The organism is Lentzea aerocolonigenes, assembly GCF_000974445.1.
Classification (GTDB): domain Bacteria; phylum Actinomycetota; class Actinomycetes; order Mycobacteriales; family Pseudonocardiaceae; genus Lentzea; species Lentzea aerocolonigenes.
This window is the reverse complement of sequence record NZ_BBOJ01000026.1, coordinates 22,541-47,753: the sequence shown is the minus strand read 5'-3', so window position 1 is coordinate 47,753 and position 25,213 is coordinate 22,541. Positions and strand designations below refer to the sequence as shown.

Sequence of the window (25,213 nt, the reverse complement as noted above, 5' to 3'; positions counted from 1 at the left end):
GGAAGACAGTCATGGCACGCCGCAAGGGACCCACGACCAAGGTCGACCCCGCCGCGTTCGACCGGGCCGGCGCCACGGTGCTCGACAACTCGCTGAAGACGGAGATCGAGGACTCGTACCTGGAGTACGCGTACTCGGTCATCCACTCGCGGGCACTGCCGGACGCGCGGGACGGGCTGAAGCCGGTGCACCGTCGCATCCTCTACTCGATGCACGACAACGGTCAGCGCCCCAACACCCCATACGTGAAGTCGTCCCGCGTGGTCGGTGACACCATGGGTCGCTACCACCCGCATGGCGACACCGCGATCTACGACGCGTTGGTTCGACTTGCACAGGACTTCAGTCTCAACGAGCCGTTGATCGACGGGCATGGAAATTTTGGTAGCCCAGACGATGGACCGGCTGCATCGCGTTACACCGAAGCGCGGATGTCCCAGGCTGCGATGCATCTCGTCGGTGAACTGAACGAGGACACGGTCGACTTCCGGCCGAACTACGACGGCTCGCTCGAAGAGCCGTCGGTGCTGCCGGCCGCGTTCCCGAACCTGCTGGTCAACGGCACGTCCGGCATCGCGGTCGGCATGGCCACGAACATGATCCCGCACAACCTCCGCGAGGTCGTCGGGGCGGCGCGGTGGCTGATCACGCACCCGAACGCCGACCTCGACAAGCTGATGGAGTTCGTGCCGGGGCCGGATCTGCCGACCGGCGGCATCCTGCTGGGCCTCGACGAGGTCAGGAAGGCTTACGAGACCGGTCGCGGCGTGGTCCGCATGCGCGCGAAGGTCGAGATCGGGCCGCTGGAGGGCTCCCGCGGGCGCCAGGCCATCACGGTCACCGAGCTGCCGTACGGCGTCGGGGCCGAGCGGATCGTCGAGAAGATCACCGACGAGGTCAACAAGTCCAAGCGCCTCACCGGCATCGCGGACGTCAAGGACCTCACCGACCGCGAGAACGGCATCCGGCTCGTCATCGAGTGCAAGGTCGGGGTGAACCCGCAGGCGCTGCTCGCGGACCTGTACCGGCTCACGCCGATGGAGCAGTCGTTCGGCATCAACAACCTGGTGCTGGTGGACGGGCAGCCGCAGACGCTCGGTCTCAAGCAGCTGCTGGAGGTCTTCCTCAAGCACCGCTACGAGGTCGTCACGCGGCGCACGAAGTTCCGCCGCCGCAAGCGCGAGGAACGCCTGCACCTGGTCGAGGGTCTGCTCAAGGCCCTGCTCGACATCGACAAGGTCATCAAGCTGATCCGGGGCAGCGAGAACGCCGCTGCCGCCAAGGACGGCCTGATGAAGCAGTTCAAGCTGTCGGAGATCCAGGCCTCCTACATCCTCGACACGCCGCTGCGCCGGCTCACCAAGTACGACAAGCTCGAGCTCGAGAACGAGCAGGACAAGCTGAACAAGGAGATCGCGGAGCTGACCGCGATCCTCGACGACGAGAACGTGCTGAAGAAGCTCGTCTCGCAGGAGCTCGCGAACGTCGCCAAGGAACTGGGCGGCGACCGCAGGACCAGCCTCATCGACGGTGACCTCAAGGAGGTGCTCGCGGCGTCGAAGCCGGCGGGGCCGCTGGAGGTCGCGGACGACCCGTGCCAGGTCATCCTCAGCGCCACCGGGCTCGTCGCGCGGACCGCGGCGGAGTCGGAGGAGGTGTCCGAGGGCAAGCGCCGGGCGGGGCGGGTGAAGCACGACGCCGTGGCCGCGGTGGTGCACTCCACCGCGCGCGGTCAGGTCGTGCTGATCACGAACCTCGGGCGTGCGTTCAAGACCGACGTGCTGCCGTTGCCGGTGTTGCCGGAGCAGAGCGGAACGGTGTCGCTGCGCGGCGGTATGGCGGCGAGTGAGCTGGTGCCGCTGGAGAAGGGCGAGAAGGTCGTCGGCATCGCGCCGCTCGACCCGAAGGACTCACCCGGCATCGCGCTCGGCACGAAGCTCGGCACGGTGAAGGTGTGCGTGCCGGAGTGGCCGGTGCGGTCGGACGAGTTCGAGGTCATCACGCTCAAGGACGGCGACGAGGTCGTCGGCTGCACGTGGCTCACGGACGGCAGCGAGACGCTCGCGTTCGTCAGCTCGGACTCGTCGTTGCTGCGTTATGACGCGAAGCTGGTCCGGCCGCAGGGCCTCAAGGGCGGCGGCATGGCGGGCATCAACCTGAGCGGTGACGCGCACGTGGTGTTCTTCGGTGCGATCCGCACGGACGACGACGAGCACGGCGAGCCGATGGTCGTCACGTCGTCCGGGCAGAGCGTCAAGGTCACGCCGTTCAGCGAGTATCCGGCGAAGGGCCGCGCGACGGGTGGTGTGCGGTCGCAGCGGTTCCTCAAGGGCGAGTCGCACCTGGTGCTGGCGTGGATCGGCAGCAGGCCCGCGGGCGCGGACGACAAGGGGTCGCCGGTCGAGCTGCCGGACGTCGACCCGCGGCGCGACGGCTCCGGTCACGCGCATCCGGGTCCGGACGTGATCGGTCACCTGATCGAGAGGGACTAGCGCGACGCCGGCGAGGGCTTCGGCCGACGCCCTCGCCGGCGAGCGTCAGAGGAGGCAGAACGCCGCTGTGGCGTCGTCGCTCCGCTTGTAGCGCGGCCACCGGGAGCCGTGCGGGTCCCCGGACTCGGCCTCGCGGACCCTGGTCATCACATCCTCGGTCCTGATCATCCAGGCATACCGCGGTCAGCGGCCAGCACCAGCGCGTCGAGCGCCCGCCGCCGTGCGGTGAGCTCCCCGAGGTGCCGCCCCACCAGCTCCCGCTGCGCCGCCACGTCCGCCTCGGTCCACGCCCGCAGGAAGCCCGACTCCACCTTGCACCGGACGTCCACGAGCGCCGCCCTGCGTTCCACCGGTGAGGGGCGCAGGCCGTTCCTGCGGTCCTGCTCCGTCAACGTGCGGTGGGCGGCGATCCGCTTCTCGCCCCAGTGGTAGTACGGCGCCTCGACCGGGTCGTCGTAGTCGAGTCCGGCTCGGGCCGTGCACCGGTGCCACGCCTGCGCGGCCTGCCTCACCTCGGGCGTGTCGCGGGACGCTCGCCAGGCCTCGTCGTCCAGGCGTGGCAACGGGTTGGTGGTGGGTTCCGCGAGGGCGCGGTTCGCGGAGCCCAGGCAACCGCCGTCGGGGCCCTCGGTGAGAAGGGCGTGGAGGCGGGAACGCGGGTCGATCTGGAGTTCCCACGGGATGACGCGCACCGGCGGCTTGTCGAGGGAGTAGCCCCACTCCCACGCCGTGCGCCTGGACGCGAGGCCGTACCGGTCGTCCTGGGGTGCGCGCATCCTGCCGGTCGGGAACGGGGGCAGGTCGGCGCCGAGCTGTCGCACACACCGTTGGGCCATCAGGTACTTCGCCCGTGCGACGACCACCATCTCGTGTTCGGTGAGATCGAACGCGTTCAGCGGATACGCCACCGCGTCGAGGTCCATGTCGTCGGGAAGGGCCCGCTGCTTCTCGCCGCAGAGGCCGAGAAGCAGCAGGACGATCACCGTGAGGCGGGTCAACACACCAGGTAGGCCCGCTCGTTGCGGTCGTTCTCCCACGTCGCGACGTTGCGGACGCCGGTCTGCGGCCACGTCCGGTACACCTGCGTCGAGCCCTCGTAGACGAGGGTGTAGGCGCCGCCGAACTGGTTGTCCCAGTAGGAGCTGGCGTTGCGGCGCAGCACGCCGGTGAAGTCGTGCCAGCCGCAGCGCGCCCAGCCCTGGTAGCGGCCCTGGCAGTCGGAGTGCTGGTAGAACAGCACGAAGCCGGGGTCCGGGTTCACCGTGCAGGCGAGCGGTGCGGCGGACTTCTCCTCAGCGGCGCCCGCGACGGCCGGAGCGAGCAGGCCCAGTGCCGCGGCTGCGGCGAAGGCCAGCGCGAGCATTCGGTTCCTGGACAAGACGATTCCCCCTCGTTGGTGTCGGATCAGTGCCATTGCTGCGTGCCCACGCCACCGACGCAGTCCCACTGCTGGGCGCGGGCGGCGTTGAACGTCTGTCTAGTGCGATCGGGTTGTCTTCGTTCGGTGTCCGGACGCTGAACGACAAGGACTGAACAATGCGGGAGGGATCCGACACTGGGGGAGGTCGTTGGTGCCACGGGGAGAACGTCCGCTGGATCCGGGGGACACGCCGCTGCTGCGGTTCGCGGCGGATCTGCGGAAGCTGAGGGAGAAGGCGGGCGGTCCGCCTTATCGCGAACTGGCCCGGCGCGCGCACTTCTCCGCGGCTGCCCTGTCCGACGCGGCGAGCGGGCGCAAGCTGCCGAGCCTCGACGTGACGGTGGCGTACGTGCGGGCGTGCGAGGGCGACGTCGAGTCGTGGGAGCAGCGCTGGCACGAGATCACCGCTGAGCTGACGGCGCAGACTCCGCCGCCCGAGGACGATTCCCTCGCACCGTACCTGGGGCTCGGGTCGTTCCAGCGCGAGGACGCCGACCGGTTCTTCGGACGTGAGCGGCTCGTCGAGGAGCTGCTGGACACGTTGTCGCGCACCAGGTTCGTCGCGGTCTTCGGGGCGTCGGGCTCGGGCAAGTCGTCGCTGTTGCGCGCGGGGTTGCTGCCCCGCCTGGAAGCCGCGGTGCTGGGCACGCCGGGACCGTCACCGGTGCGGGAGTGCGCCCGGTGGCTGGAGGAGGTCGGCGGGCCGGACGCGATGCTCGTCGTGGACCAGTTCGAGGAGATCTTCACGCTGTGCCGGGACGAGGAGCAGCGGGCCGAGTTCGTCGCGTTGCTGGCGGGCGCGCCGTGCCGCGTCGTCATCGGGGTGCGGGCGGACTTCTTTGCGCACTGCACCGCTTTTCCCGAGCTCGTCGACGCGTTGCGCGACGGCCAGGTCACGGTGGGCCCGATGACCGCGACTGAGCTGCAGCGCGCGATCGTGCAGCCCGCCGTCCGGGTGGGGTGCGTGCTGGAGAGCTCGTTGCAGGCGACGATCGCCGCGGAGGCGACCGGTCAGCCCGGTGTGTTGCCGCTGTTGTCGCACGCGCTGTTGGAGACGTGGCGGCGAAGACGCGGGAACACGTTGACGCTGAGCGGTTTCCAGTCCGCGGGCGGTCTCGCGGGCGCGCTCGCCCAGACGGCCGAGGAGATCCACAGTGGACTGACGCCGCGCCAGCAGGTGCTCGCGCGGAACCTCTTCTGCCGGCTCACCGCGGTCGGCGAGGACATCGGTGACGTCAAACGGGTCGTGGCGCACGGCGAGCTGGACGACGACCCGGACGTCGGTGTCGTGCTCGAACGCTTCACCGCCGCACGGCTGCTGACCGCGGGCCGCGACGGCGTCGAGCTGGCGCACGAGGCGTTGCTGCGGCGCTGGCCGAGGCTGCGCGACTGGCTCGCGGAGGACCACGAGGGACTGCGGCTGCACCGCAGGCTCACCGAGGCGGCGCAGGCCTGGGAGTCGCTGGGGCAGGACCCCGGCGCGCTGTACCGGGGCGTGCGGCTCGCGCTCACCCGTGACTGGGCGGCGGGTCACGCGGACGTGCTCAGCACGCGTGAGCACCAGTTCCTGCACGCCAGCGCGACGGCGGAGCTGCGGCGGGCCCGTCGCTCGCGCCAGCTGGTGGTGACGCTGGCTGTCCTGCTCCTGCTCGTCGTCGGTGCGGCGGGTTATGCCGTGCACGCCGAACGCACGGCAGCACGGCAGCGGGACGTGGCGTTGTCCCAGATCGTCGCGGGCAAGGCGGACGCGTTGCGCCGCTCGAACCCGATGCTCGCCGCGCAGCTCAGCCTCGCGGCCTACCGCCTCGCGCCTACCGACGAGGCGCGCACGAGTCTGCTCGAGACGTTCCCGCTGCCGTTCGCCCGGCTGCGCGGCCACGCCGGTCACGTGAACACCGTGGCGTTCAACGGGGACGGGAGCATGGTCGTCACGTCGAGCCACGACGGCACGGCGAAGCTGTGGGACGTGGCCCAGCAGAAGGAGATCGCCACGCTGACCGGTCACCGCGGCACCGTGAACGCGGCGGCGTTCAGCCCGGACGGCCGCACGGTGGCCACGGCGGGCTGGGACTACACGGCGCGCCTGTGGAACTCCGACGACCGCGCCGGCCGCGCCGTGCTGAGCGGCCACACCCGCGAGGTCAACGCGGTGGCGTTCAGCCGCGACGGCACCCTGGTCGCGACCGCGAGCACCGACCGGACCGCGAAGGTCTGGAACACCCGCACCGGCGAGGAGGTCGCCACGCTGCGCGGCCACGCGGACGGCCTCGTCTCCGTGGCGTTCGGCGCGGACGACGACGTGGTGGCCACCGCGGGCTGGGATCACCGCGCCGCCGTGTGGCGCCTGTCCGACCCGGAGCACCCGGTGTTCCTGACGGCTCACACCGCACCGGTGGTGTGGCTCGCCTTCAGCCCGGACGGCACGTTGCTCGCCACCGCGGGCCAGGACGGTCTCGTGGTGCTCTGGGACACCTCGGACCCGCGGGCGCCGCGCCGGCTCAGCACGATCAGCGGCCACGACGGGATCGTCCGCTCCGTCGCCTTCCGCGGCGACGGCCGGATGCTCGCCACGGCGGGCGTCGACCAGACCACGCGCCTGTGGGACCTCGCGGACGCCCGGTGGCCCAGGCGGATCGCCACGTTCACCGGCCACGGCAGCGCCGTCGTGTCGGTCGCGTTCGGCCCGGACGGGAACACGCTCGCGACCGGCAGCGACGACGGCACCGCGCTGCTGTGGAAGGTGCCCAGCCGCCCGCTCGCCGACGTGGACGAGGCGGGCAGGTGGGTGTGCGAGACGGCGCGTCCGGTGATCACGCGGGCGGAGTGGGACCGCTACTTCCCCGGTCTGCGCTACGAGCCGCCCTGCACGTGACGCGGGCGATCGTGCTCACTGCCCCCGCGACTCGGTCCGCCGCAGGACGCGGTTGAGCAGCTCGGCCTCCTCGCGGCCTTCCTCGTCGGAGGACGTGAGGGCGAGCAGGAAGACGATGATGACGCTGAACCCCGCGCCGCTGATGATCAACGACGTGATCAGTTCCTCGGAGTTGCTGACGGCGACCGGGGCGAGCTCGTCGAGCTTGATGTTCATGGCGTGCATGCCGGTGTAGTGCATGCCGGTGACGGCGAGTCCCATCACCAGGGAGGCGCCGAGGACGGCGAGCGGGCCGCTGACGTTCCTCGTGAACCACAGTGCGGCGGTGGCGGCGACCACGGCGATCGCGACGGAGAGCGCCACGACGACGGGGTTGTAGGTGATCTCGGCGTTGATCACGATGGCCGACATGCCGGTGTAGTGCATCGCGGCGACGCCCAGGCCCGTGACGAGTCCGCCCGCCGCGAGTGTGCGGAGGCGCTCGTCGCCCCGGCGCAGTGTCAGGAGCAGTCCCGTGCCGACCACCAGTACAGCGACGATCATGCTCAGCAGGGTGACGGGGATGTCGTAGGCGACCGTCGCGCCCATCCACGTGCCGAGCATCGCGGTGAAGTGCATGCCCCAGATGCCGAGTCCGCCGATGGACACCGCGGCCACCGCGAGCCACCCGTTGCGTGCCGCGCCGGTCGCGTTCCGTGCGCGTTCGCTGGAGAGGAGGCCCAGGGCCGAGCCGATGCACGCGATGATGTAGGCCGTGATCGGCGTGAGCGTCCCCATGTCCATGCGGGGATGGAAACATCGCAAATCTATGTGACGCAAGACCTTTGTGGACACTTGTCACCCCAACAGCGGTGATACGGATGTCGTATGCGTAAGGCGTGCCGCACAACGTGAATGAGAGGCCCGGGTGTTCACCAAATTCGATGCCGCCGACGGTGAGGCGCTGGCCGACTTCCTCGCCGGCGAACGCTGGCCGTTCCACACGATCGAAATCGTCGAACGCGCCGATGTGCTGAAACGGGTCGCCGAGGGGTACTACGACGACGAGACGTACTGGATCGAGGCCGACGGTGAACGGGCGGGGATCGTCCGGCTCTTCGACCTCGAGGACGAGACGCCGATGTTCGACCTGCGGATCAGCGAGCGGCACCGGGGGAAGGGGCTCGGGCGCGACGCCGTCACGTGGCTGACCGACCGGTTGTTCGGCGAGTTCGCTCACGTCGAACGGATCGAGGGCACGACACGGCAGGACAACGTGGCGATGCGGCGCGTGTTCCGGCGGTGCGGATACGTCAAGGAAGCGCATTACCGCAAGGCGTGGCCGGACTCGTCGGGGCACAAGCACGACTCCGTGGGATATGCGATTCTGCGCCGCGACTGGCAGACCGGTGTGACCACGGTGCCGGACTTCCACGACGAATAGCCGGGCGGAGATTCTTCGGGTCTCTCCGCCCGGCCGTTCGCGAGAACGTGCGAAATGTTTCTAGTCGGTTCGCGCGCTCAGCACTTTGGCCTCGGCGATGATGCGTTCGGCCTCGTCCAGGGCGACGTTGCGCAGTTCCGCGAGCGCGCGCATCGCCTCGGCTCGGCGGGCCGACATCGCGAGGCGGAAGTCCTCGCGGATCTGCTCGCGCTTCTGGGCCGCCTCCTCGTCGAGCTTGCGGGCGCGCTGTTCCGCCTCTCCGACGATCATCAACGCTTTGAGCTGGGCGTCCCTGATGACTTCCCGGCGTTCTTCGTCGGCCAGGGCGACCATTCGGGCGAGCCGTTCCGGCAGGCCCTTCGGGTCGATCGGGGTCAGGCAGATGCGGTGCAGGCCGTCCTGCAGGCCGGCGTTCTCCTCCTGGACCGAGACCAACCTGCTGGCCAGGGCTTCCGCCCTCGCCTCCGAGGCGTCCCGGTCGGCGGTGACCAGGCGAAGCTCGGCTTCCAGTTCGGCGACGTAGTCGTCCACCTCGTCGCGGTCGTAGCCGCGCCAGCGCAGCCCGAACCACGTGCGGAGCGGAACGAGCTCAGTCCTGCTGTCGACACTCACTTGCCGTCTCCTCTGCCTCCCGCGAGTCAGTCTTGACAAGGTGTACGTACGGGGTGCGGCATCGGTTCTAACGGGTTCACCAGGCACAATGTGTGCGTGAACAACAAACTGTGTCCCTGCGGCACCGGCCAGTCCTATGTGGACTGTTGTGGCGCGCTGCACTCCGGAGCCCGCACGGCGGCGACCGCCGAGCAGCTGATGCGGTCGCGCTACAGCGCTTTCGCGGTGTCCGATGAGGACTACCTGCTCAGGACGTGGGCCTCGAAGCACCGTCCCGCGAGCGCCGGAACCGACGCTGGTGACCGGTGGTTGAAGCTCGAAATTCTGGCAACTGAGAACGGCGGGCTGCTGCAGAACGAGGGCGTCGTGGAGTTCCGCGCGCACTACGTCGGGGGCGTCGTGCACGAACGGAGCCGGTTCGTCCGGGAGAACGGCCAGTGGGTTTACGCGGAGGCGCTGTGATGAAGGTGCTCAGCCGGTTCAACGGTCCGCCCGGAATGGGCAACGGCGGATATTCGGCGGGCCTGCTCGCCGCGCACGTCGACTCGCAGGCGGTCAGTGTCCGTTTGCGCAAGCCCGTGCCGCTGGACCGGGAGATGGAGGTCCGCGACGGGCAGCTGCTCGACGGTGACGTGGTGATCGCCTCCGCCGAGCCCGCGACGCTCGACCTCGACGTTCCCGCCGCTCCGACGCTGGACGAGGCCCGCGCGGCCGCCGCGAAGGTGCCGTGGCGCGACAAGCACCCGTTCCCGACGTGTTTCGGGTGCGGGCCCGGTCGTGAGGACGGCATCGCCGCGCTCCTGGGGCCGCTCGACGGCCGCAGCGAGTGGGCGGGTGTCTGGCGGCCCGGTGACGTGCTGCCGAACGACGGCACGAACGTGCTGCCGGAGATCGTGTGGGCGGCGCTGGACTGCCCGTCCGCGCAGCCGGTGGCCCCGGACGGCGGGCCCGCGTTCGTGCTCGGCACCTTCGTCGCTCAGGTCGAGCGTCCGGTCGAGCTGGGCGTGGACCACTTGCTCCTTGCGTGGGAACTTGGCCGCGAAGGTCGCAAGGCGTACTCCGCATCAGCAATCATCGGCCCTCACGGAGTGTGTGGACGAGCGCGCGCCGTGTGGCTGACTCGATCGGATGAGATCAAATAACCCGACTGGGTGACATGAGTGCTGCGCGTCTTGGTAGCGTGCACCCCCGTTGCCCGATTAAGCCGAAAGGGCGAGTGAACGGGATGGCACGGAGGTGATCAGGCGCTTGATGGGCCGACGTGCCGCCGCCCATGGCGACCAGCAAACACAGACCCAGAGTTCGGAGCCGATGACGAACACGGATCTGTACCCCGTCGAGCAGCCCCCGGCAGCAGTGCCGCAGCCGGAGCCACTGCCCCAGCGAACGCCGTTCGCGGCGAGTTTCGTCGGGGCGACGCTCGTTGTTTCCGCACCTGAAGGCCCCAGCCAGGCTGCGACGGGCCTCGCCCGCACGCTGCCGGTCGACCGCGGCAGGACCGTGGTCGTGGTGGACTTCCCGAGCGGTGACCAAAGCACTTTCTGGCCTCACGTCGTGAGCGCGCTCAGCGGTCGCGGGCCCATCCGGCTCGCGGTGTCGCACGCGGGCACGATGCGGCCCACCGCGCCGGCGCAGTGGCTGGCCGAGCAGCTCCAGGCCGAGGTCGTGGCACCGGACGGGGTGCTGACCACGGTTCCCGGAGCCGCGTTCGTCGTGGGCACCCAGGGCTACGGCAGCTGGGTGAGGTTCCAGCCGAACGCGTCGCCGATGCCGTTCGGCCGCCGCTTCCCGGTGCCGCAGTGGGAGGCGATGGACCCGAACTCCCCGTGGCCGACGGGCGAGATCGGCATCTCCGAACCGATTCCCGCCGGGCTCTGGCTGCGCGCTCAGCAGCCGCCGTTCGACCCGGCGGCCCAGGACTCGCGCCCGATCGTGGCGCTGCCGTGCCGGGAGAACGTGCTGACGGTCGTCGTCGGCGGGCCGGGCCAGTCGGCGATCCCGACCGACGAGGTGTGCCGCCTGTTGACCGCGCTGCCCCAGGCGGCCCGGTCGCGCGTGCGGCTGGTGCCGTACGGCATCGACTCCGGTCTCGGCAGGCTCGTCGCCGACCAGCTCGGCGAACCGATCGCGATGTTCACCGGCCTGCCGGTCGGCAACCTGCGCACCGGTGGGCCCGCGGTGATCGCGGTCGACCCGCGCGGGCAGCAGACGTGGCGGCCGTTCGTGACCGAGGTGCTGTGCACGCCGAACGAGGGTGTTCCGGTCGTGTCCGGCTATCGCGCTCCCGTGCCAGGACTGGCCGAGGTGTCGCCCGGTGTGTTCTCTCTCGGCGACGGCGTCGTGCTGGAGGTCGTCCCCTCCGGTCTGTGGGTGCGTGAGCAGGACGAGCCGTACAACGCGGCAGAAGTGCGCTCTCAGCCCGTTGACCCGGAGTGGGCACGTCTGACCGTGGGCACGCCTGGACGCACCACGCCCGGTGCGGTCGCTGTGCACGGTGCTGCTCTCGTGGAACGTCTTGAGCCTGAGGTGCGCAAGCTGCTGCGTCTCGTGTTCTGCGACGCCACGGTGTCGGCACCTCCGCCACCGCCCCCGACCACGCCGACCGGCACCCCCGCTCAGGTCGCCTCGGCGTTGAGCGCGGCCGCGCACGCGTTGTCGGCGCGCGACTCGGACAGCGGCGGCGGTCTGTTCACCCCGGTCATCCCGGCGGAGCCCGAACCGGAGTTCGAAAGACCCGCGTTCGTGAGCATGGACTCCGGTCCGGCGATCGCGACGGTGACGTCGCACGCGCTGGACGACCCCGACGAGGCCGCGTTCCCGTCGTCCGACCCGGACTCGAGCCCCGTCCGCTTCCGGGTGGACGGCCCGCTGCCGTTGCAGCCGCTGGCCATGTGGGAGATCCCGCCGGAGGACAACGGCGAACGCGAGACGGTTCTGCCGGACCACAGCAGCTCGGACGCGGAACGTGACACGGTCCGCCGTGCGCTCGGCGAGCGTTACAGCGTGCACGCGGCCACGGTCTGCCGGTTGCTGGCCCAGCGTCCCGACGCGGAGGAGGACCCGGCCGCGTTCGAGGCCATGGTCACCGACCTGACGGCGTTGCTCGCGTGCGTGTCGCAGGACGAAGAAATGGTCGTCGACACGCTCCGCATGGGACGCCTCGGGCGGTTGCGCCCGTACGTCGCGTGCATCGTCTCCGGCCTGAACCGCCTGCCGGTGCACAACGGCGTGGCGACGGTGTGGGGCGTGACCGGTCCGACCGGCCCGCGCCGCTACCGCTCCGGTGACGTGCTGGTCGAGCACGGCCTGCTGGACGCCGTCGCGAACCCGTCGCAGCGCATCGAGGGCGTCACCGAGTACCTGCTGTGGTCGGTCACCGGCCGCCGGGTCGAGGTGGCGGACCGCGTCGCCGTGGCCACCGAGGAACGCGTGATCTTCGCGCCGGGCACGCCGTTCCGCGTGCTGGCGGTGGCCGAGGCCGAGGGCGATCACCCGCAGCAGGTGCTGCTGCAGGAGATGGCCGGTCCCGTGGCCGACCTGGAGATCGCGGGGCTGCGGCCGAGCGTGCTCTCCCAACTCGAACGGGCGGCGGCGAACCTGCGCGTGCTGCCGGTCTCGCACCAGGTGTCGGTGCAGGCCTGAGCGTTCACCTCGGCATCAGGTACGCGGAACCGCCGGTCGGCCCGCTGCGCCTCCACCCTCCTGTGGACAGCGACGGCGAGCCGGCCGGCGAGTTCGGTGACGCGCACACCCTCAACGTCTGGTCCGCTGTGGACGGTCCGGCGCCGGTGCTCCTGTGGGTCCACGGCGGCGCGAACACCGTCGGCTCGTCGTCCCAGCCCGAGTACGCCGGCGACGTCCTCGCGTCGCACGGAATCGTCTTCGTCAGCTGCAACTACCGGCTCGCGGTCGACGGGTACGGTGCCCTGGAAGGGGTTCCGCACAACCGCGGCCTGCTCGACGTCGTCTCGGCGTTGCGGTGGATCCAGCGCAACATCAAGCGCTACGGCGGAGATCCCGGCAACGTCACCGTCGCGGGACAGTCGTCGGGAGCGCAGACCGTCGCGAGCCTGATGGTCATGCCCGCCGCGCGAGGGCTGTTCCACCGCGCCATCGCGCACAGCCTCGCGGGCAGGTTCTTCACGCCTGCCGAAGCGGTCGAGGTGCAGCGGGCCGCGGACCCGGAAGTCGTGCTGTACCAACCGATCGTGGACGGCGACTCGCTGCCGCGCTCACCGTTGGAAGGCCCGTACGACGTGGATCTCCTGGTGTGCCACACGGCCGACGAGGACGCCGATCTCTTCCAACGGCCGACGATGAGGCTCGCCGACGAGCACGGACGCGCGTTCCGGTCGATCTACGCAAAAAAGCCTGCCCACCACGGCGCGGACGTGCCGGACATGTTCCGCGGCGACATCGCGCAGGCGTGGGCGAGGTTCGCCCGCGACGGCGATCCCGGCTGGCCGAGGGAAGAGCTGAAGCGCTGGGTCAGCTCTCCGTCGTGAGGCCGAGCGTGCCGTCGAGCTTCGGCACGCACGCGCCGTCGCGCTTGTCGGTCGCCAGGAACTCGGTTAGGCAGCGGCCGATCTGCGCGTGACCGCGAGCGTTGGGGTGGAACGACTCCTGCAACGCGTGCGAGCCCCGCTTCTGGTCCTTCAGTCCGGCCCAGTCGACGGACAGCCGCGTGAACCACTCCGTCTCCGGCTTGTCGCCACCGACGCACGCCTCGTGGCCCTCACCGGCGCGGGAGAGGTCGAGGAACCGGGCGTTGACCTTGTCCGCCGCGGCGCGCAGCCCGTTCGACAGCTCCGGCACCGCTTCCTCGACGACCCATTGCAGGTCGGTCGTGCGCAACGGGCAGCCGGACAGGTTCTGCAACGAGCGCGGCATCTTCGGTGAGACCGGCGCCGCGTACGACTGCACGACGAGCTGGTACGACGAGTCGAGGTAACCGGAGTCGCGCATGGTCTGGCGGATCGCGTTCAGCGTGTTCTCGACCTTCGGAACCATCCGCCGCACGCGTTTCGTCCACTCCGGCGCGACGGCCGACGTGCAGTCGCTGCGCTTGCCCCACGCCTCGAAGCACTTGTTGAGGATCTCGGAGAACCGCGGGTCGTCGTTGGCACCGATGGCGACCACGACGGCGACGACCCGGTTCGAACCGGCGATCTTGCGCAGCTGCGGCAGCTGTTCGTTGCGCAGCTTGTCGGAGTTCGCGCCCGAGCACGCCAGGTTGATCTTCTGGTCGGCCTCGACGAGGGTCTTCACGATCTCGGCGTCACGGGAGCGGTGGCACCAGTTGCCGCCGTCCTCGCCGTCGGTGCCCGGCTCGTAGGCCCCGGCACCCTCACCGGACATCGTGCTGTCGCCGAGCGCGACGACCGCGGTTCGCGACTCGCGGTCGGGATCCGAGGGCGGTGGAAACGGGTGGTCGCTCACGACCAGCAGGATCGTGAGCAGTCCGATCGTGGCGAGGGAGAGCACTTTCCGCATTGCGGGCCAGTCTACCGGCGCCCCATCACCCCAGTTCGCCGAAGCGCACGCGGGGCGCCCGCGTGCGCTCGAAGCGAACGAAAGCTCCCCGCGTGCACTTCGGCGGTGTCCGAATGCGAGGGAGTTATGTCGTTGCCGCCACCACTTCGGATGGGGAGAGTGGAGGTGTGGGGAATTTGAGGGAAGTAGTCGTGGTCGGTTACGACCGCACGGCGCTGCTGGACCTGGCGGGCCCGATCGAGGTGTTCCAGGCAGCGAACCACCGGGAACCGCGCTACCAGGTCACGGTCGCCACGCTCGGGGGAGGACCGTTCACCACGACGGCAGGGGTGCGCGTCGAGGCCGGTGCCGACCTGCGCACGCTGGACCGCCCGATCGACACGCTGCTGGTGGTCGGCGGCTGGGGGTACGACGAGGCCGCGTCCGATCCGGTGCTCACCACGAACCTGCGGCGGCTCGCGCTCAGGTCGCGCCGCGTGGCGGGGGTGTGCACGGGTGCCGTCGTGCTGGCCGGGGCGGGGCTGCTCAAGGGCAAGAAGGCGACGACGCACTGGGCGTTCACCGGCGAGCTGGAGAACCGCGGGGTCGAGGTGGAGCCGGACGCGATCTTCGTGTGCGACGGGCAGGTGTCCACGTCCGCCGGGGTGACGGCGGGCATCGACCTCGCGCTCGCCATGGTCGAGCAGGACCACGGGCCGGCGCTCGCCCGCAGGATCGCGCAGTACCTGGTCGTCTTCCTGCAGCGCTCGGGCGGCCAGTCGCAGTTCAGCGTGCACACCCGCGCGAAGCCCGTGCGGGACGGTTCGCTGCGGGCGTTGCTCGACGACATCCACGCCGACCCGACCCGCGAGTGGACGGTGCCGGTCATGGCGCGCAAGGCGATGATGAGCGTGCGGCACTTCGCCCGCGTCTTCTCGCGCAACGTCGGTGTCTCGCCCGCTCAGTACGTCGAACGAGCCCGCGTGGAGGCCGCCGCCGACCGGCTGGCGAGCACCGGTGACTCGTTGGACCTCGTCGCCCGTCAGTCGGGGTTCGGTTCCGCCGAGACCCTGCGCCGGGCCTTCCTGCGCGTGCTCGGCGTGTCGCCGGGCAGCTACCGCGCCCGTTTCCGGACCACTGGGGTTGCCTGATGGAAGCCACGTTCGTGCTCTACCCGAACATGACCGCGCTCGACTTCGTGGGCCCGTACGAGGTGATCGGCTCGGTGCCGGTCGTCTCGACGCGGTTCGTCGCCGCGACGCTCGACCCGGTGAAGTCCGACAACGGGCTGTCCGTGGTGCCGACCGACACGTTCGCCTCGCTGAAGTCGACGGACATCGTCGTCGTGCCGGGGTCGAGCCACTGGCGCGAGCTGCTGAGGGACTCCGGCGGCGTCGTCGAGTGGTTGCGGGAGGTCCACCCGACCACGAAGTGGACGACGTCGGTGTGCACCGGGTCGACGCTGCTGGCCGAGGCCGGGCTGGTGTCGAGGGCGACCACGCACTGGGCCGCGCGCGAGGTCCTCTCCGTGCGCGGTGTCGAGGTGTCCGAGGACCGGGTCGTGTTCGACGGCAAGGTCGTCAGCGGGGCCGGCGTGTCGGCGGGCATCGACATGGCGTTGCGGCTGGTCGAGGCGGAGTTCGGCGAGCTGGTCGCGCAGGCCGTCCAGGTCGGCATCGAGTACGACCCGCAGCCGCCGCGCGTCTACGACTCGATCCCCGAGTCGGTGGCGGAGGGCCTCAAGGCCGCGTTCGAGTCACGTCAGGCCTGACTGAACGGCGAACACGACGAGCTGGGCGCGATCGCGTGCGCCCAGCTTCACCATCGCCCGCGACACGTGCGTGCGCACCGTCGCGGGCGAGATCACCAGCACGGCGGCGATCTCGTCGTTGGACGCGCCGGACGCGACGTGCCGCATGATCTCCCGTTCGCGCTCGGTCAGCTTGTCCAGGTGCGGCACGGGCCTCGCCGACGCGCCCGACGCGAACCGGTCGATCACCCGGCGCGTGACGGACGGCGACAGCAGCGACCCGCCGTCGGCCACCACGTGCACGGCCCGCAGCAGGTCGGTCGGGTCGGAGTCCTTGACCAGGAACCCGGACGCGCCGATCCGCAGCGCCTCGAACACGTACTCGTCGAGGTCGAACGTCGTGAGCACGACGATCTTCACCTCGGCGCACGCGGGGTCGGCCGAGACGCGGCGCAGCACCTCCAGGCCGTCCATCAACGGCATCCGGATGTCGAGGAACACCACGTCCGGCCGCACGGACTGGATGAGCGACAGGGCTTCGCGGCCGTCGGCGGCCTCTCCGGCGAACTGGACGCCGTCCTCGGTCTCGATCAACGTCCGCAGTCCCATCCGGACCAGCGGCTGGTCGTCGGCCACCACCACGCGAATCATGACGGCAACGGTATCCGGGCCGTCACCACGAAACCGTGCGATCCGTCGACCTCGAGCGTGCCGCCCAGCGCTTCGGCCCGTGAACGCATGCCGGTGATGCCGTGGCCCTCGGTGAACTGGCCGGGCGAGCCCGTGTCGGTCACCTGCACGACCAGTTCGCCGCGCACCGCGTACACCTTGACGGACGCGGTGACGCCGGGGGAGGAGTGCCGCAGGACGTTGGTCAGCGACTCCTGGACGATCCGGTACACGGCGAGCTGGTAGTGGTCCGGCAGCTCCAGCTCGTCCACTTCGACCGACACGTCGAGCCCGGCCTCGCGCATCCGTGCCGCCAGTGCGGGGACGTCGGCGAGCGAGATCGCCGGCGTGAGCGGGGCCGATCCGCGCAGAGTGTCCAGTTCGGACCGCAGACCGTCCAGCGCCTCCTTGCTGGTGTCGCGGATCGCCTCCAGGGACGCGCGAGCCTTCGCCGGGTCCTTGTCCAGCACGTACAGCGCGACGCCGGCCTGCATCGCGATGACGCTCAGCCCGTGGCCCACCACGTCGTGGACCTCCTGGGCGAGCCGCAGCCGTTCGGAGATCACGGCCCGCTCGCGGGTGTCCACAACGGACTTCCTGCGCAGCCTCATCAGCACACCGGCCGCGACCGGCAGCAGGATCCAGCCGGCCGACCAGGTGATCCACGACGTCACCGAGTCGTTCCACCACGGCAGGATCACCAGCGCGTACAGCAGCGCGCACGCCGCGGCCAGCTCGATGCCCGCGTACACGGCCACCGCGTACATCGCCGCGACACCGCTCATGAGGATCGGCCCGAACGGGTAGTGCAGCGCCAGGTAGACCGCGATGGAGACGGTCGTGACCGCGACCGTCCACAGCGGACGGACCGAGCGGAACAGCAGTCCGGAGGCCGCCACGGCGATGAGCAGGTAGGCGAGCACGTCGAGGTTCTCCGCGCCCTGCAGCCGTGCGGCGAACCGCGTTCCCGCCAGACCGAAGAACAGCAGCGCCACGGTCAGCGCCACGTCCTGCCACTTGATCCTGCCCAGATCGGTCTGCATGGTGCTGACGATACGACCGGGGGCGTACGCAGATGTGCGTATCTTCATGACGCTCCGGAGCTGACGACCTGATCGGTGTGCGGGAACACGATTGGTCCCATGATCGTGACGACGGAGAAGCTGACGAAGCGCTACGGCGACCGCGCCGTGGTGGACGAGGTCAGTCTGTCCGTGCGGCGGGGCGAGGTCTACGGGTTCCTCGGTCCCAACGGCGCGGGCAAGACGACCACGATCCGCATGCTGCTGGGGCTCGTGCAGCCGACCAGCGGTTCGGCCCAGGTCCTCGGTGAGGCACCGGGCACCCCGAGGGCGTTGCTCAAGGTGGGCTCGCTGATCGAAGGGCCGGGTTTCTACCCGTACCTGAGCGGCCGCGACAACCTGCGCGTGCACGCTCACCGCAGGGGCGTCGGCAGGACGCACGTCGAGGCGGCGCTGGAGCAGGTCGACCTCGTGAGTGCGGCGGGGGAGAAGTTCCGCCGGTACTCGCTCGGCATGAAGCAACGGCTCGGCGTGGCCGCGGCCCTGCTCGGCCGGCCGGAGCTGCTGATCCTCGACGAGCCGACCAACGGCCTCGACCCGGCGGGCATGGCCGACATGCGCGACCTGGTGCGTGCTCTGGCCGCGCAGGGGCAGACGGTGCTGCTGTCGAGCCACCTGCTCGGCGAGGTCGAGGAGATCTGCGACCGGGTCGGTGTGATCTCGCAGGGCCGGCTCGTCGCGGAGAGCACCGTCGAGCAGCTGCGCGGTGACACCGTGCTGCTGATCCGCGCGGACCCGATCGAGAAGGCGCACGTGCTGATCGAGGGCAGTGCGATGCACGGGGACGTGCTGCACGTGCGGGAGACGGACGCGGGTGCTCTGGTGCGGACGCTGGTGCGGGCCGACGTGGACGTGCGGGAGGTCCGGCCGCTGCGCCGGACGTTGGAAGAGGTCTTCTTCGAGATGACGGGAGCGGCGTGATGGGCAGCGTGAAGGCGGAGCTGCTGCGGCTGTGGAAGTGGCCGGCGACCTGGGTGCTGATCGGCGTGTGGCTGGTGATGACGCTGACGTTCGGCTACGTGTTCAACTACCTCGCGTTGAACGGCGGCACCAACACCCGTGACCTCTCGCAGCAGCAGCTGATCAGCGCGATGCAGCCGGAGAACGTGGGCGCGGCGGTCGTGCGCGGCCTGCCGATGTTCGGCGGCGCGATCATCCTGGTGCTGGCGGCGTTGGCGGTCGGCAGCGGTTACGGCTGGGGCACCTGGAAGACCACGTTGACCGCCGGCCCGCGCCGGGTCTCCGCGATGGCGGGCACCTTGGGCGCGTTGGGGATCATCGTCGTGGTCCTGGTGGCGCTGACGTTCGTGGTCGACCTCGGAGCGGCTGTTGTTGTGGCGACTGTCGAAGGCTGGGACTGGAGCCTGCCCGGCTTCGACGCGGTCGAGGCGCTGGGCGCGTCACTGCTGATCGCCGCGATGTGGACGGGCTTCGGGGTGTTCCTCGGCGTCGTCACCAAGGGACCGGCGCTGTCCGTCGGGCTCGGGCTGATGTGGGCGATCGTCACCGAGAACCTGCTGCGCGGCGTCGGCTCGCTCCTCGGACCGGTCGAGTCGCTGACCAAGGTGCTGCCCGGCGGTTCGGCTGGAAATCTCGCCGGCGCCGTCGGCGGGTCCGGTGCGCCCGGCGTGCTGAACGACCTGAGCGGCACCACGGCCGCGCTGTTCCTCGTCGGGTACGTCGTCGTTTTCGTGGGCGCGGCGACGCTTCTGAAGGTGCGCCGCGATCTCGTATAGGGCCACGGCGGCCCAGGTGATGCCGAGCACGACCGCGACTCCGGTGGGGTAGTCGCGGTCGTGCAGTCCCGGGTTGACCGGTCCGCTGTACTGCCGCCACAGCAGAGGCGTGGCGAGGACGGCGATGATTCCCGTGACGGTGAGGCCGACGCCGACGGAAGCGCGCTTGACGACGAACCCGGACGCGCCGACCAGCGGTGCGATCAGGAAGTCGTGCAGCACCACACCGCCGCCGAGCCAGATCAGCAGCTCTACGGTGATCTGGGGGAGGAGCAGCCACGCTCCCCAGGCCGCGAGTCCGACGCCGACCGCGCCGAGCAGGATCCTCACAGCACCTCCAACGACGTGACCCACTTGGTCTGCAGGACTCCCGGCCGGTTCGGCGCGATGATCCGGCACGGATAGCCGTGATCGGGGCTGAGCTCCTCGCCGTTGAGCTTCAGGGCGAGCAGGGTCAGCGGATCCTGGGCGAAGGCTTCCGGCAACGTGGTCGCGCGGTACAGCCCGTCCTTCTCGAGCGACTCGACCCGGACGTCACCCTTGGCGTTGATCAGCTCGGAGATCCGGACTCCCGTCCACGTGGCGTTCTGGCTCCAGCCCTCGACGCACGCGATGGGCAGCTCGTGGGTGGTCTGCGGCATGGCTCTGAGTTCTGGCAGGGAGTAGCTCTTCTCGCCGACCTTGAGGCGCCAGTCGGACGGGATCGTGATGTTCGCGGCCTTCGCCGTGCGGTTCACCGGCAGGTCGCCGTCGTTGCGCCAGGCCAGCACGGAGATCTTGCGCAGCCACGGCACGGTGACACCGGCCGTCGCGACGACCGCGACACCCGTGGTGAGCGCGGTGGTGCGCAGGAAAGCCCGGCGGGACAGGATGGTCTTCGTTTCGGGCCCGGGTTCGAGGGACCGGCGGATCAGCGGGATCTTGACGGCGACGTGCAGGAGCAGCGCGCCGATCGCGATCCACGCCGCCGCGTAGTGGGCGGTGGGGAAGTAGAACGACCACGGGTAGTTCTGCGCGGCGTTGAACAGGCCGGTGACGAGCTCGAAGAACGACGCGGCGATGAGCACGAAGATCGAGCCGCGCTCCAGGGCGTGGGGCACGGACCTGATGAGCGGCCGCTCGAACAGTTTCGGGTAGACGCTCCACAACTTGGCCAGCAGCAAGGGGATCGACGCGACCCCGGAGATCACGTGCACGCCTTGCGTGACGCGGTAGAGGTCGACGGGCCGGGTCGGCCACGGCCAGTCGTGCTGCACGCCGTGGCTGAGCAGTCCGGTGACGAAGCACAGCCCGAACGCGACGCCGAGCCAGGTGCCGACCCTGCTCGTCACGCCGGTGTGGTGCGCGGGTGCCTGGAACTTCACGACTTCTCCCAGCACGCGAACCACCGCCCGGCGCGCACCTGCTGCCACAGCGGGAAGAACCCGTCCGCGGGCAGCGAATCGGCGTCGCTCCAGGCCCACGGGAACCACCTGCTGCTGGTGCCGCCGGTCCGGACTCGCGCCTGGCCGATCGTGAGCCCGGATCCGGGTTGCTCGACCTCGACGACCACGGTCCCGCTGGGCCTGAGCAGGTGCCTGATGCGGTCCATGAGCGCGGCCGGGTCGCCACCGATGCCGATGTTGCCGTCGGCGAGCAGGACGTGGTGCCACCGCCCCTCGCCGGGCAACCGGCCGAACACGTCCCGCCGGATGGCTATGCCACCGCGCGCGGTGGTGCGCCGGATCGCCTCGCTGGACACGTCGACGCCGAGCGCCTGGACGTCGCGGGCGAGGAGAGCGGCCACGAGCCGGCCGGGACCGCAGCCGACGTCGAGGGTGGGGCCGGTGCAGGCGTCGAGGAGGACGTCGTCGCCCTCGTCGGCGTCGGCCTGCCAGCGGGCGACGCTGAGCGGGCGCGGGGTGGTGCCGGGGAGGTCGAGCCAGCTGGGGATGCCTTTGAGGGCCTGGTCGAACATCATCGTGTCACCACCGGGCCGGCGGGGGCCGAAAATTGTCGGTGCCGCCTGGGAGAATGGAACCAGGGGACCCCTCCGGAGGGGACCTCTGCGTGAGCGTGCGTCATCGCGCCACCACCGCCCCTACCTCCGCCAACGCCGCCGCGAACCGCCCGTCCGGCACCAGCCCGGCCACCGCCACCGCGTCCGCCATCGTGTCCACATCGGACAGCACCGGCAGCGTCCGCACCTCCATCCCGAGCAACGCCTCCAGCGTCCGCACTCCCGTGTCCGCGCGCGACATCGGCACGTCCCGCAACACCGAGGCCCGCAGCGGGTCCCGCAACCCGAGCGCCCACCACCCGCCGTCCTCCGCGAACCCCAGCGCCGCCTCCTCGAACGACGCGCACGACGACAGCAGCGTCGGCGTCACCTGGGGCGTGTCCATCCCGATCTGCAGCACCGGCATCCCGAACCGAGCCACGTCGGCGTGTGCCGAAACGAGCCGTTCCGCGAACGTCGAGCCCCGCTGCGGGATCACCACGCACTCCGCCAGCGCCTCATGGACGTCCGGACGCCGCACCACCCCGGCCAGCGCCACCACCGGCACCGCGCCGGGTGTCGACAACGCGGCCGAGATCGTGTCCAGCAGGGAGGCCGCCGCCACGTCCGCGGCCTCCTTGAACGACAGAGGCGGGCACAGGCGCGTCTTCACCTGACCGGGCACCGGCGACTTGGCCATGACCAGCACGACGAAACTCATCGCAGCACCCCCGCCATGTCCCGCGCCGCTCGCAACGTGCCGCGCACCGAGCCCGACACCTTCGAGCGCGTGCCGGCGGCCCGGGGGCCGTAGGTCACGTCGACCTCGCGCACGCGCCAGCCGGACGAGGCCGCGCGCACCAGCAGTTCCAGCGGATAGCCGAAAGCACGGTCGCGCACGTCCAACGCCAGCAACGCGGAACGACGGCACACCCGCATCGGGGCGATGTCGTGCACGTCCAGTCCGCGGCGGCGCAGCAAACCCGAGATCACGGCGTTGCCCGCTCGGGCGTGCCACGGCCACACGCTCGCGCTCACCGGAATTCGGCGGCCCACCACGAGATCCGCGTCGGCCAGCAACGAGGCCATCGCGGGCAGTTCGGACAGGTCGAGTGAGCCGTCCGCGTCGGCGAACGCCACGACGTCGGACGTGGCGGCGAGCAGGCCCGTGTGCACGGCGGCGCCGTAGCCGCGCTTCGACTCGTGCACGACGAGGGCGCCCAAAGAAGCGGCGATCTCGGGCGAGCCGTCGGAAGACCCGTTGTCCACGACGATCGCGCGGCAACCGGGAGGCAGGGTGGCGAGGACCGCGGGCAGTGCGGCGGCCTCGTCCAGGCAGGGCAACACGACATCCATGGATCCACCCTGGACCACGGGAAAGTGTTGTGGTGCTTACGGAATTGTGACGCACGAAAGAGTTCTTACGATTGTCTTGCCCAGCGCGCGAACACCGCGACGACCCCCTAGGTTGGGCGCGGTGCGTCTAGTTCTCGCGGGGTTGCTCGTCGCGGCCGCCGTCGTCGTCGGGCTGATCGTCAACGCTCACCACCCCGGGCTCCTCTTCGCGTCCGCGGCACCGATCTTCGGCGACTGGCAGCCGCACGTCGGCCCCGGCACCCCCGCCGCGGTCCTGATCGCGTTCCTGGTCGTCGCCAAAGGACCCGAGCTGGCGCGGCACCGGTTCGCGCTGCCGATCGCCTACCTCGCCTCGGTGGCGTGGACGTTCTCGCTGGCGATGATCGACGGCTGGGGACACTTCGTCACCAGGCTCACCTCCGTGGACGAGTACCTCCACGAGGTTCCGGAGATCACGGACGTTCCCGCGATGCTCAACGGGTTCACCAGTCGCATCCTCGACTTCCAGCCCGACTCGTGGACCACGCACGTCTCCGGTCACCCGCCGGGCGCGCTGCTCACGTTCGTCGCGCTCGACCGCGTCGGGCTTCAGGGCGGTGCCGCGGCGTCGATCTTCTGCGTCCTGGTCGGCGCACTCGCCACCGTCGCGATCCCCAAGGCGATCGACAACAACGCGGTGCTGCCGTTCCTCGTCCTCTTCCCCGGTGCGGTGTGGGTGGGCGCGTCGGCGGACGGCATGTTCATGGGCGTCGCGGCCGTCGGCATCTACCTGCTCACCAGGTGGCCGCTGCTCGGCGGCGTCGTGCTCGGCTGGTGCCTCTTCCTGTCCTACGGCCTGGTGCTGCTCGCTCCGCTCGCGATCGCGGCGATGTGGGGTGACGGCGGGCGTGCGCTCGGTCGCCGCATCGCTCTGGCCGCACTGGGCGCGCTCGCGGTCGTGGCATTGTTCGCCCTCAACGGGTTCTGGTGGCTCGACGGCTACGAGCTCGTCAAACTCCGCTACTACCAGGGAATCGGCGCCACCAGGCCGTACTGGTACTGGGTGTGGGCGAACCTCGCCGCACTCGCCCTGGTCATCGGCCCGGCGGGAATCAGAGGCCTGCACAGGAACAAGTGGGTCGTCGGTGCCGGCACCGCGATCCTCGCCGCCGACCTGTCGGGTCTGAGCAAGGCCGAGACCGAACGGATCTGGCTGCCGTTCGCGGTCTGGCTCCTCGCCGGCACCGCGAAACTGGACAAGAGGTGGCTCACCGCGCAGGCGCTGACCGCCCTGGCGGTGAACCACCTCGTGCTCACGAACTGGTGACCGGCTCCCGCTGCGAGGAGAACGCGAAGTCGCGCACACCCTCCGTGAACCCGACCTGAGCCTCGAAACCCAGCACGTCCAACGCCTTCGCGGGCGACGCCACGACGTGCCGGACGTCGCCGGGCCGCGCGCCGCCCACGATCTCCGGTGTCGGGCCGTCGCACGCGTCGGCCAGCGCGAAGGCCAGGTCGCCGATCGTGTGGGGCGTGCCGGAACAGATGTTCACGGCCTCGAAGCCGGGCCGCGGTGAGGCCAGGGCCAGCACGTTGGCCCGTGCCACGTCGGTGACGTGCACGAAGTCGCGCCGCTGCCGGCCGTCCTCCATCACCCGCGGCGCGACACCGTTCTGCAGCGCCGACCGGAAGATCGACGCCACCCCGGCGTACGGGGTGTCGCGCGGCATCCGCGGGCCGTAGACGTTGTGGTAGCGCAACGCCCACACGCTTCCGCCGGTCTGACGGGCCCAGGCGAGAGCGAGGTGCTCCTGCGCCAGCTTCGTCGCGGCGTAGGTGCTGCGCGGCTCCAGTGGCGCGTCCTCGGGCACCAGCTCGGACACGACGAAGTCACCGCAGAAGCACCTCGGCTCGTACATGCCCCGCTCGACGTCGGCAGCAGTCCGTTCGGCGCGCACGATCCCGTGGGAGAGGCAGCGGTACCGGCCCTCGCCGTACACGACCATCGACGACGCCAGCACGAGCCGGGACACGCCCGCCCGGTACATCTCGGCGAGCAACACCGCCGAGCCGAGGTCGTTGTGCCGTGCGTAGGACGGCGCGTCGAACGGATCGACACCGTGCCCGACCATCGCCGCCTGGTGGCACACCGCGTCCACAGAGGACAGCAGCGGCCGGAGGACGTCGGGTGAGGTGACGTCGCCGATCGTCAGCTCGTGGTCCAGTGTGGGAACGATGCCGTGCGCCTCGGGCAGCAACGCGTCGAGCAGTACGCAGTCGTGGCCCTGTGCGGCCAGCTCGTCCGCGACGTGCGACCCGATGAACCCGGCCCCGCCGGTGATCAGTATTCGCATGGAAACGACCGTAGGACC

At 70.4% G+C, this 25,213-nt stretch carries 25 protein-coding genes; 12 read left to right on the top strand and 13 right to left on the bottom strand.

Annotation, left to right across the window (positions count from 1 at the left end):
* The first annotated feature begins 11 nt into the window (after nucleotides 1–11).
* On the top strand, nucleotides 12–2,492 hold the full coding sequence (locus AOM45_RS40340) for a DNA gyrase/topoisomerase IV subunit A (RefSeq protein ID WP_030473084.1): 2,481 nt from the start codon (nucleotides 12–14) through the stop codon (nucleotides 2,490–2,492).
* Between the two features lie 45 nt (nucleotides 2,493–2,537).
* Here the strand turns inward: AOM45_RS40340 and AOM45_RS53610 are convergent, their stop codons facing one another.
* From AOM45_RS53610 to AOM45_RS40330, 3 genes are read right to left on the bottom strand one after another with little or no spacing between them, the layout of a single operon-like run.
* Nucleotides 2,538–2,660 carry a hypothetical protein gene (locus AOM45_RS53610; protein WP_269083677.1) on the bottom strand — a complete coding sequence of 41 codons (123 nt, stop codon included), beginning with the start codon at nucleotides 2,658–2,660 and terminating at the stop codon, nucleotides 2,538–2,540.
* On the bottom strand, nucleotides 2,657–3,490 hold the full coding sequence (locus AOM45_RS40335) for a hypothetical protein (RefSeq protein WP_156094391.1): 834 nt from the start codon (nucleotides 3,488–3,490) through the stop codon (nucleotides 2,657–2,659). The genes AOM45_RS53610 and AOM45_RS40335 overlap by 4 nt, the downstream gene beginning before the upstream one ends.
* Entirely contained in the window at nucleotides 3,487–3,870 is a 384-nt protein-coding gene (locus AOM45_RS40330; RefSeq protein WP_156094390.1) for a hypothetical protein, read from the bottom strand. The genes AOM45_RS40335 and AOM45_RS40330 overlap by 4 nt, the downstream gene beginning before the upstream one ends.
* A gap of 193 nt (nucleotides 3,871–4,063) precedes the next feature.
* Between AOM45_RS40330 and AOM45_RS40325 the strand changes: the two genes are divergently transcribed.
* On the top strand, nucleotides 4,064–6,784 hold the full coding sequence (locus AOM45_RS40325) for a WD40 repeat domain-containing protein (protein ID WP_030473081.1): 2,721 nt from the start codon (nucleotides 4,064–4,066) through the stop codon (nucleotides 6,782–6,784).
* Nucleotides 6,785–6,799: 15 nt separating this feature from the next.
* Here the strand turns inward: AOM45_RS40325 and AOM45_RS40320 are convergent, their stop codons facing one another.
* Nucleotides 6,800–7,567 carry an MHYT domain-containing protein gene (locus AOM45_RS40320; RefSeq protein WP_035913604.1) on the bottom strand — a complete coding sequence of 256 codons (768 nt, stop codon included), beginning with the start codon at nucleotides 7,565–7,567 and terminating at the stop codon, nucleotides 6,800–6,802.
* A gap of 124 nt (nucleotides 7,568–7,691) precedes the next feature.
* Between AOM45_RS40320 and AOM45_RS40315 the strand changes: the two genes are divergently transcribed.
* Nucleotides 7,692–8,207, top strand: coding sequence for a GNAT family N-acetyltransferase (locus tag AOM45_RS40315; protein WP_030473079.1), 516 nt, complete (start codon nucleotides 7,692–7,694; stop codon nucleotides 8,205–8,207).
* A gap of 60 nt (nucleotides 8,208–8,267) precedes the next feature.
* Here AOM45_RS40315 and AOM45_RS40310 read toward each other — a convergent pair whose 3' ends face one another.
* Nucleotides 8,268–8,819: a DivIVA domain-containing protein gene (locus tag AOM45_RS40310; protein WP_051784659.1), complete on the bottom strand. Its 552-nt coding sequence runs from the start codon at nucleotides 8,817–8,819 to the stop codon at nucleotides 8,268–8,270.
* A 90-nt stretch (nucleotides 8,820–8,909) separates the two neighbouring features.
* On the opposite strand from AOM45_RS40310, the gene AOM45_RS40305 reads away from it, so the two are divergent.
* The 4 genes from AOM45_RS40305 to AOM45_RS40290 all read left to right on the top strand — a co-directional run bounded on the left by AOM45_RS40305 (nucleotide 8,910) and on the right by AOM45_RS40290 (nucleotide 13,324).
* Nucleotides 8,910–9,281 (top strand): YchJ family protein, encoded by a 372-nt coding sequence (locus AOM45_RS40305; protein WP_030473077.1) that lies wholly within the window; start codon nucleotides 8,910–8,912, stop codon nucleotides 9,279–9,281.
* Nucleotides 9,281–9,961, top strand: a complete 681-nt coding sequence (locus tag AOM45_RS40300; RefSeq protein ID WP_035913600.1) for a hypothetical protein — start codon at nucleotides 9,281–9,283, stop codon at nucleotides 9,959–9,961. Before AOM45_RS40305 ends, AOM45_RS40300 begins: the two co-directional genes overlap by 1 nt.
* 169 nt (nucleotides 9,962–10,130) lie before the next feature.
* Nucleotides 10,131–12,461 (top strand): hypothetical protein, encoded by a 2,331-nt coding sequence (locus tag AOM45_RS52190; protein ID WP_051784658.1) that lies wholly within the window; start codon nucleotides 10,131–10,133, stop codon nucleotides 12,459–12,461.
* Between the two features lie 62 nt (nucleotides 12,462–12,523).
* The gene (locus tag AOM45_RS40290; protein WP_051784657.1) at nucleotides 12,524–13,324 is read left to right on the top strand and encodes a carboxylesterase family protein; all 801 of its coding nucleotides are present in this window, start codon (nucleotides 12,524–12,526) and stop codon (nucleotides 13,322–13,324) included.
* Here AOM45_RS40290 and AOM45_RS40285 read toward each other — a convergent pair.
* Nucleotides 13,308–14,312: a GDSL-type esterase/lipase family protein gene (locus AOM45_RS40285; protein ID WP_035913598.1), complete on the bottom strand. Its 1,005-nt coding sequence runs from the start codon at nucleotides 14,310–14,312 to the stop codon at nucleotides 13,308–13,310. The two genes, AOM45_RS40290 and AOM45_RS40285, sit on opposite strands and share 17 nt — an antisense overlap.
* Before the next feature lie 176 nt (nucleotides 14,313–14,488).
* Here AOM45_RS40285 and AOM45_RS40280 point away from each other — a divergent pair, with 176 nt between their 5' ends.
* Together AOM45_RS40280 and AOM45_RS40275 are read left to right on the top strand one after the other, a co-directional pair.
* Nucleotides 14,489–15,442, top strand: a complete 954-nt coding sequence (locus AOM45_RS40280; protein ID WP_236704006.1) for a GlxA family transcriptional regulator — start codon at nucleotides 14,489–14,491, stop codon at nucleotides 15,440–15,442.
* Nucleotides 15,442–16,062 (top strand): DJ-1/PfpI family protein, encoded by a 621-nt coding sequence (locus AOM45_RS40275; RefSeq protein ID WP_030473071.1) that lies wholly within the window; start codon nucleotides 15,442–15,444, stop codon nucleotides 16,060–16,062. The genes AOM45_RS40280 and AOM45_RS40275 overlap by 1 nt, the downstream gene beginning before the upstream one ends.
* Here AOM45_RS40275 and AOM45_RS40270 read toward each other — a convergent pair.
* Nucleotides 16,048–16,692, bottom strand: coding sequence for a response regulator (locus AOM45_RS40270; RefSeq protein ID WP_030473070.1), 645 nt, complete (start codon nucleotides 16,690–16,692; stop codon nucleotides 16,048–16,050). The two genes, AOM45_RS40275 and AOM45_RS40270, sit on opposite strands and share 15 nt — an antisense overlap.
* Nucleotides 16,689–17,753 carry a sensor histidine kinase gene (locus AOM45_RS40265; protein WP_030473069.1) on the bottom strand — a complete coding sequence of 355 codons (1,065 nt, stop codon included), beginning with the start codon at nucleotides 17,751–17,753 and terminating at the stop codon, nucleotides 16,689–16,691. Before AOM45_RS40265 ends, AOM45_RS40270 begins: the two co-directional genes overlap by 4 nt.
* Before the next feature lie 99 nt (nucleotides 17,754–17,852).
* On the opposite strand from AOM45_RS40265, the gene AOM45_RS40260 reads away from it, so the two are divergent.
* The gene (locus AOM45_RS40260) at nucleotides 17,853–18,713 is read left to right on the top strand and encodes an ABC transporter ATP-binding protein (protein WP_030473068.1); all 861 of its coding nucleotides are present in this window, start codon (nucleotides 17,853–17,855) and stop codon (nucleotides 18,711–18,713) included.
* The gene (locus AOM45_RS40255; protein ID WP_030473067.1) at nucleotides 18,713–19,528 is read left to right on the top strand and encodes an ABC transporter permease subunit; all 816 of its coding nucleotides are present in this window, start codon (nucleotides 18,713–18,715) and stop codon (nucleotides 19,526–19,528) included. The genes AOM45_RS40260 and AOM45_RS40255 overlap by 1 nt, the downstream gene beginning before the upstream one ends.
* Nucleotides 19,529–19,854: 326 nt before the next feature.
* On the opposite strand, the gene AOM45_RS40250 is transcribed toward AOM45_RS40255, so the two are convergent.
* From AOM45_RS40250 to AOM45_RS40235, 4 genes are all read right to left on the bottom strand, one after another.
* Complete coding sequence (locus AOM45_RS40250; protein WP_051784655.1) at nucleotides 19,855–20,907, bottom strand: molybdopterin-dependent oxidoreductase; 1,053 nt, start codon at nucleotides 20,905–20,907, stop codon at nucleotides 19,855–19,857.
* A complete protein-coding gene (locus tag AOM45_RS40245; RefSeq protein WP_035913595.1) occupies nucleotides 20,889–21,488 on the bottom strand; it encodes a class I SAM-dependent methyltransferase in 600 nt (199 codons plus the stop codon). The genes AOM45_RS40250 and AOM45_RS40245 overlap by 19 nt, the downstream gene beginning before the upstream one ends.
* Nucleotides 21,489–21,588: 100 nt before the next feature.
* The gene (locus AOM45_RS40240; protein ID WP_030473064.1) at nucleotides 21,589–22,227 is read right to left on the bottom strand and encodes a TIGR04282 family arsenosugar biosynthesis glycosyltransferase; all 639 of its coding nucleotides are present in this window, start codon (nucleotides 22,225–22,227) and stop codon (nucleotides 21,589–21,591) included.
* Nucleotides 22,224–22,862, bottom strand: coding sequence for a glycosyltransferase family 2 protein (locus AOM45_RS40235; RefSeq protein ID WP_030473063.1), 639 nt, complete (start codon nucleotides 22,860–22,862; stop codon nucleotides 22,224–22,226). Before AOM45_RS40235 ends, AOM45_RS40240 begins: the two co-directional genes overlap by 4 nt.
* A 121-nt stretch (nucleotides 22,863–22,983) precedes the next feature.
* Between AOM45_RS40235 and AOM45_RS40230 the strand changes: the two genes are divergently transcribed.
* On the top strand, nucleotides 22,984–24,168 hold the full coding sequence (locus tag AOM45_RS40230; RefSeq protein WP_156094388.1) for a hypothetical protein: 1,185 nt from the start codon (nucleotides 22,984–22,986) through the stop codon (nucleotides 24,166–24,168).
* Here the strand turns inward: AOM45_RS40230 and AOM45_RS40225 are convergent.
* Complete coding sequence (locus AOM45_RS40225) at nucleotides 24,155–25,195, bottom strand: NAD-dependent epimerase/dehydratase family protein (protein WP_030473061.1); 1,041 nt, start codon at nucleotides 25,193–25,195, stop codon at nucleotides 24,155–24,157. The genes AOM45_RS40230 and AOM45_RS40225 overlap by 14 nt on opposite strands.
* Nucleotides 25,196–25,213: the final 18 nt, after the last annotated feature.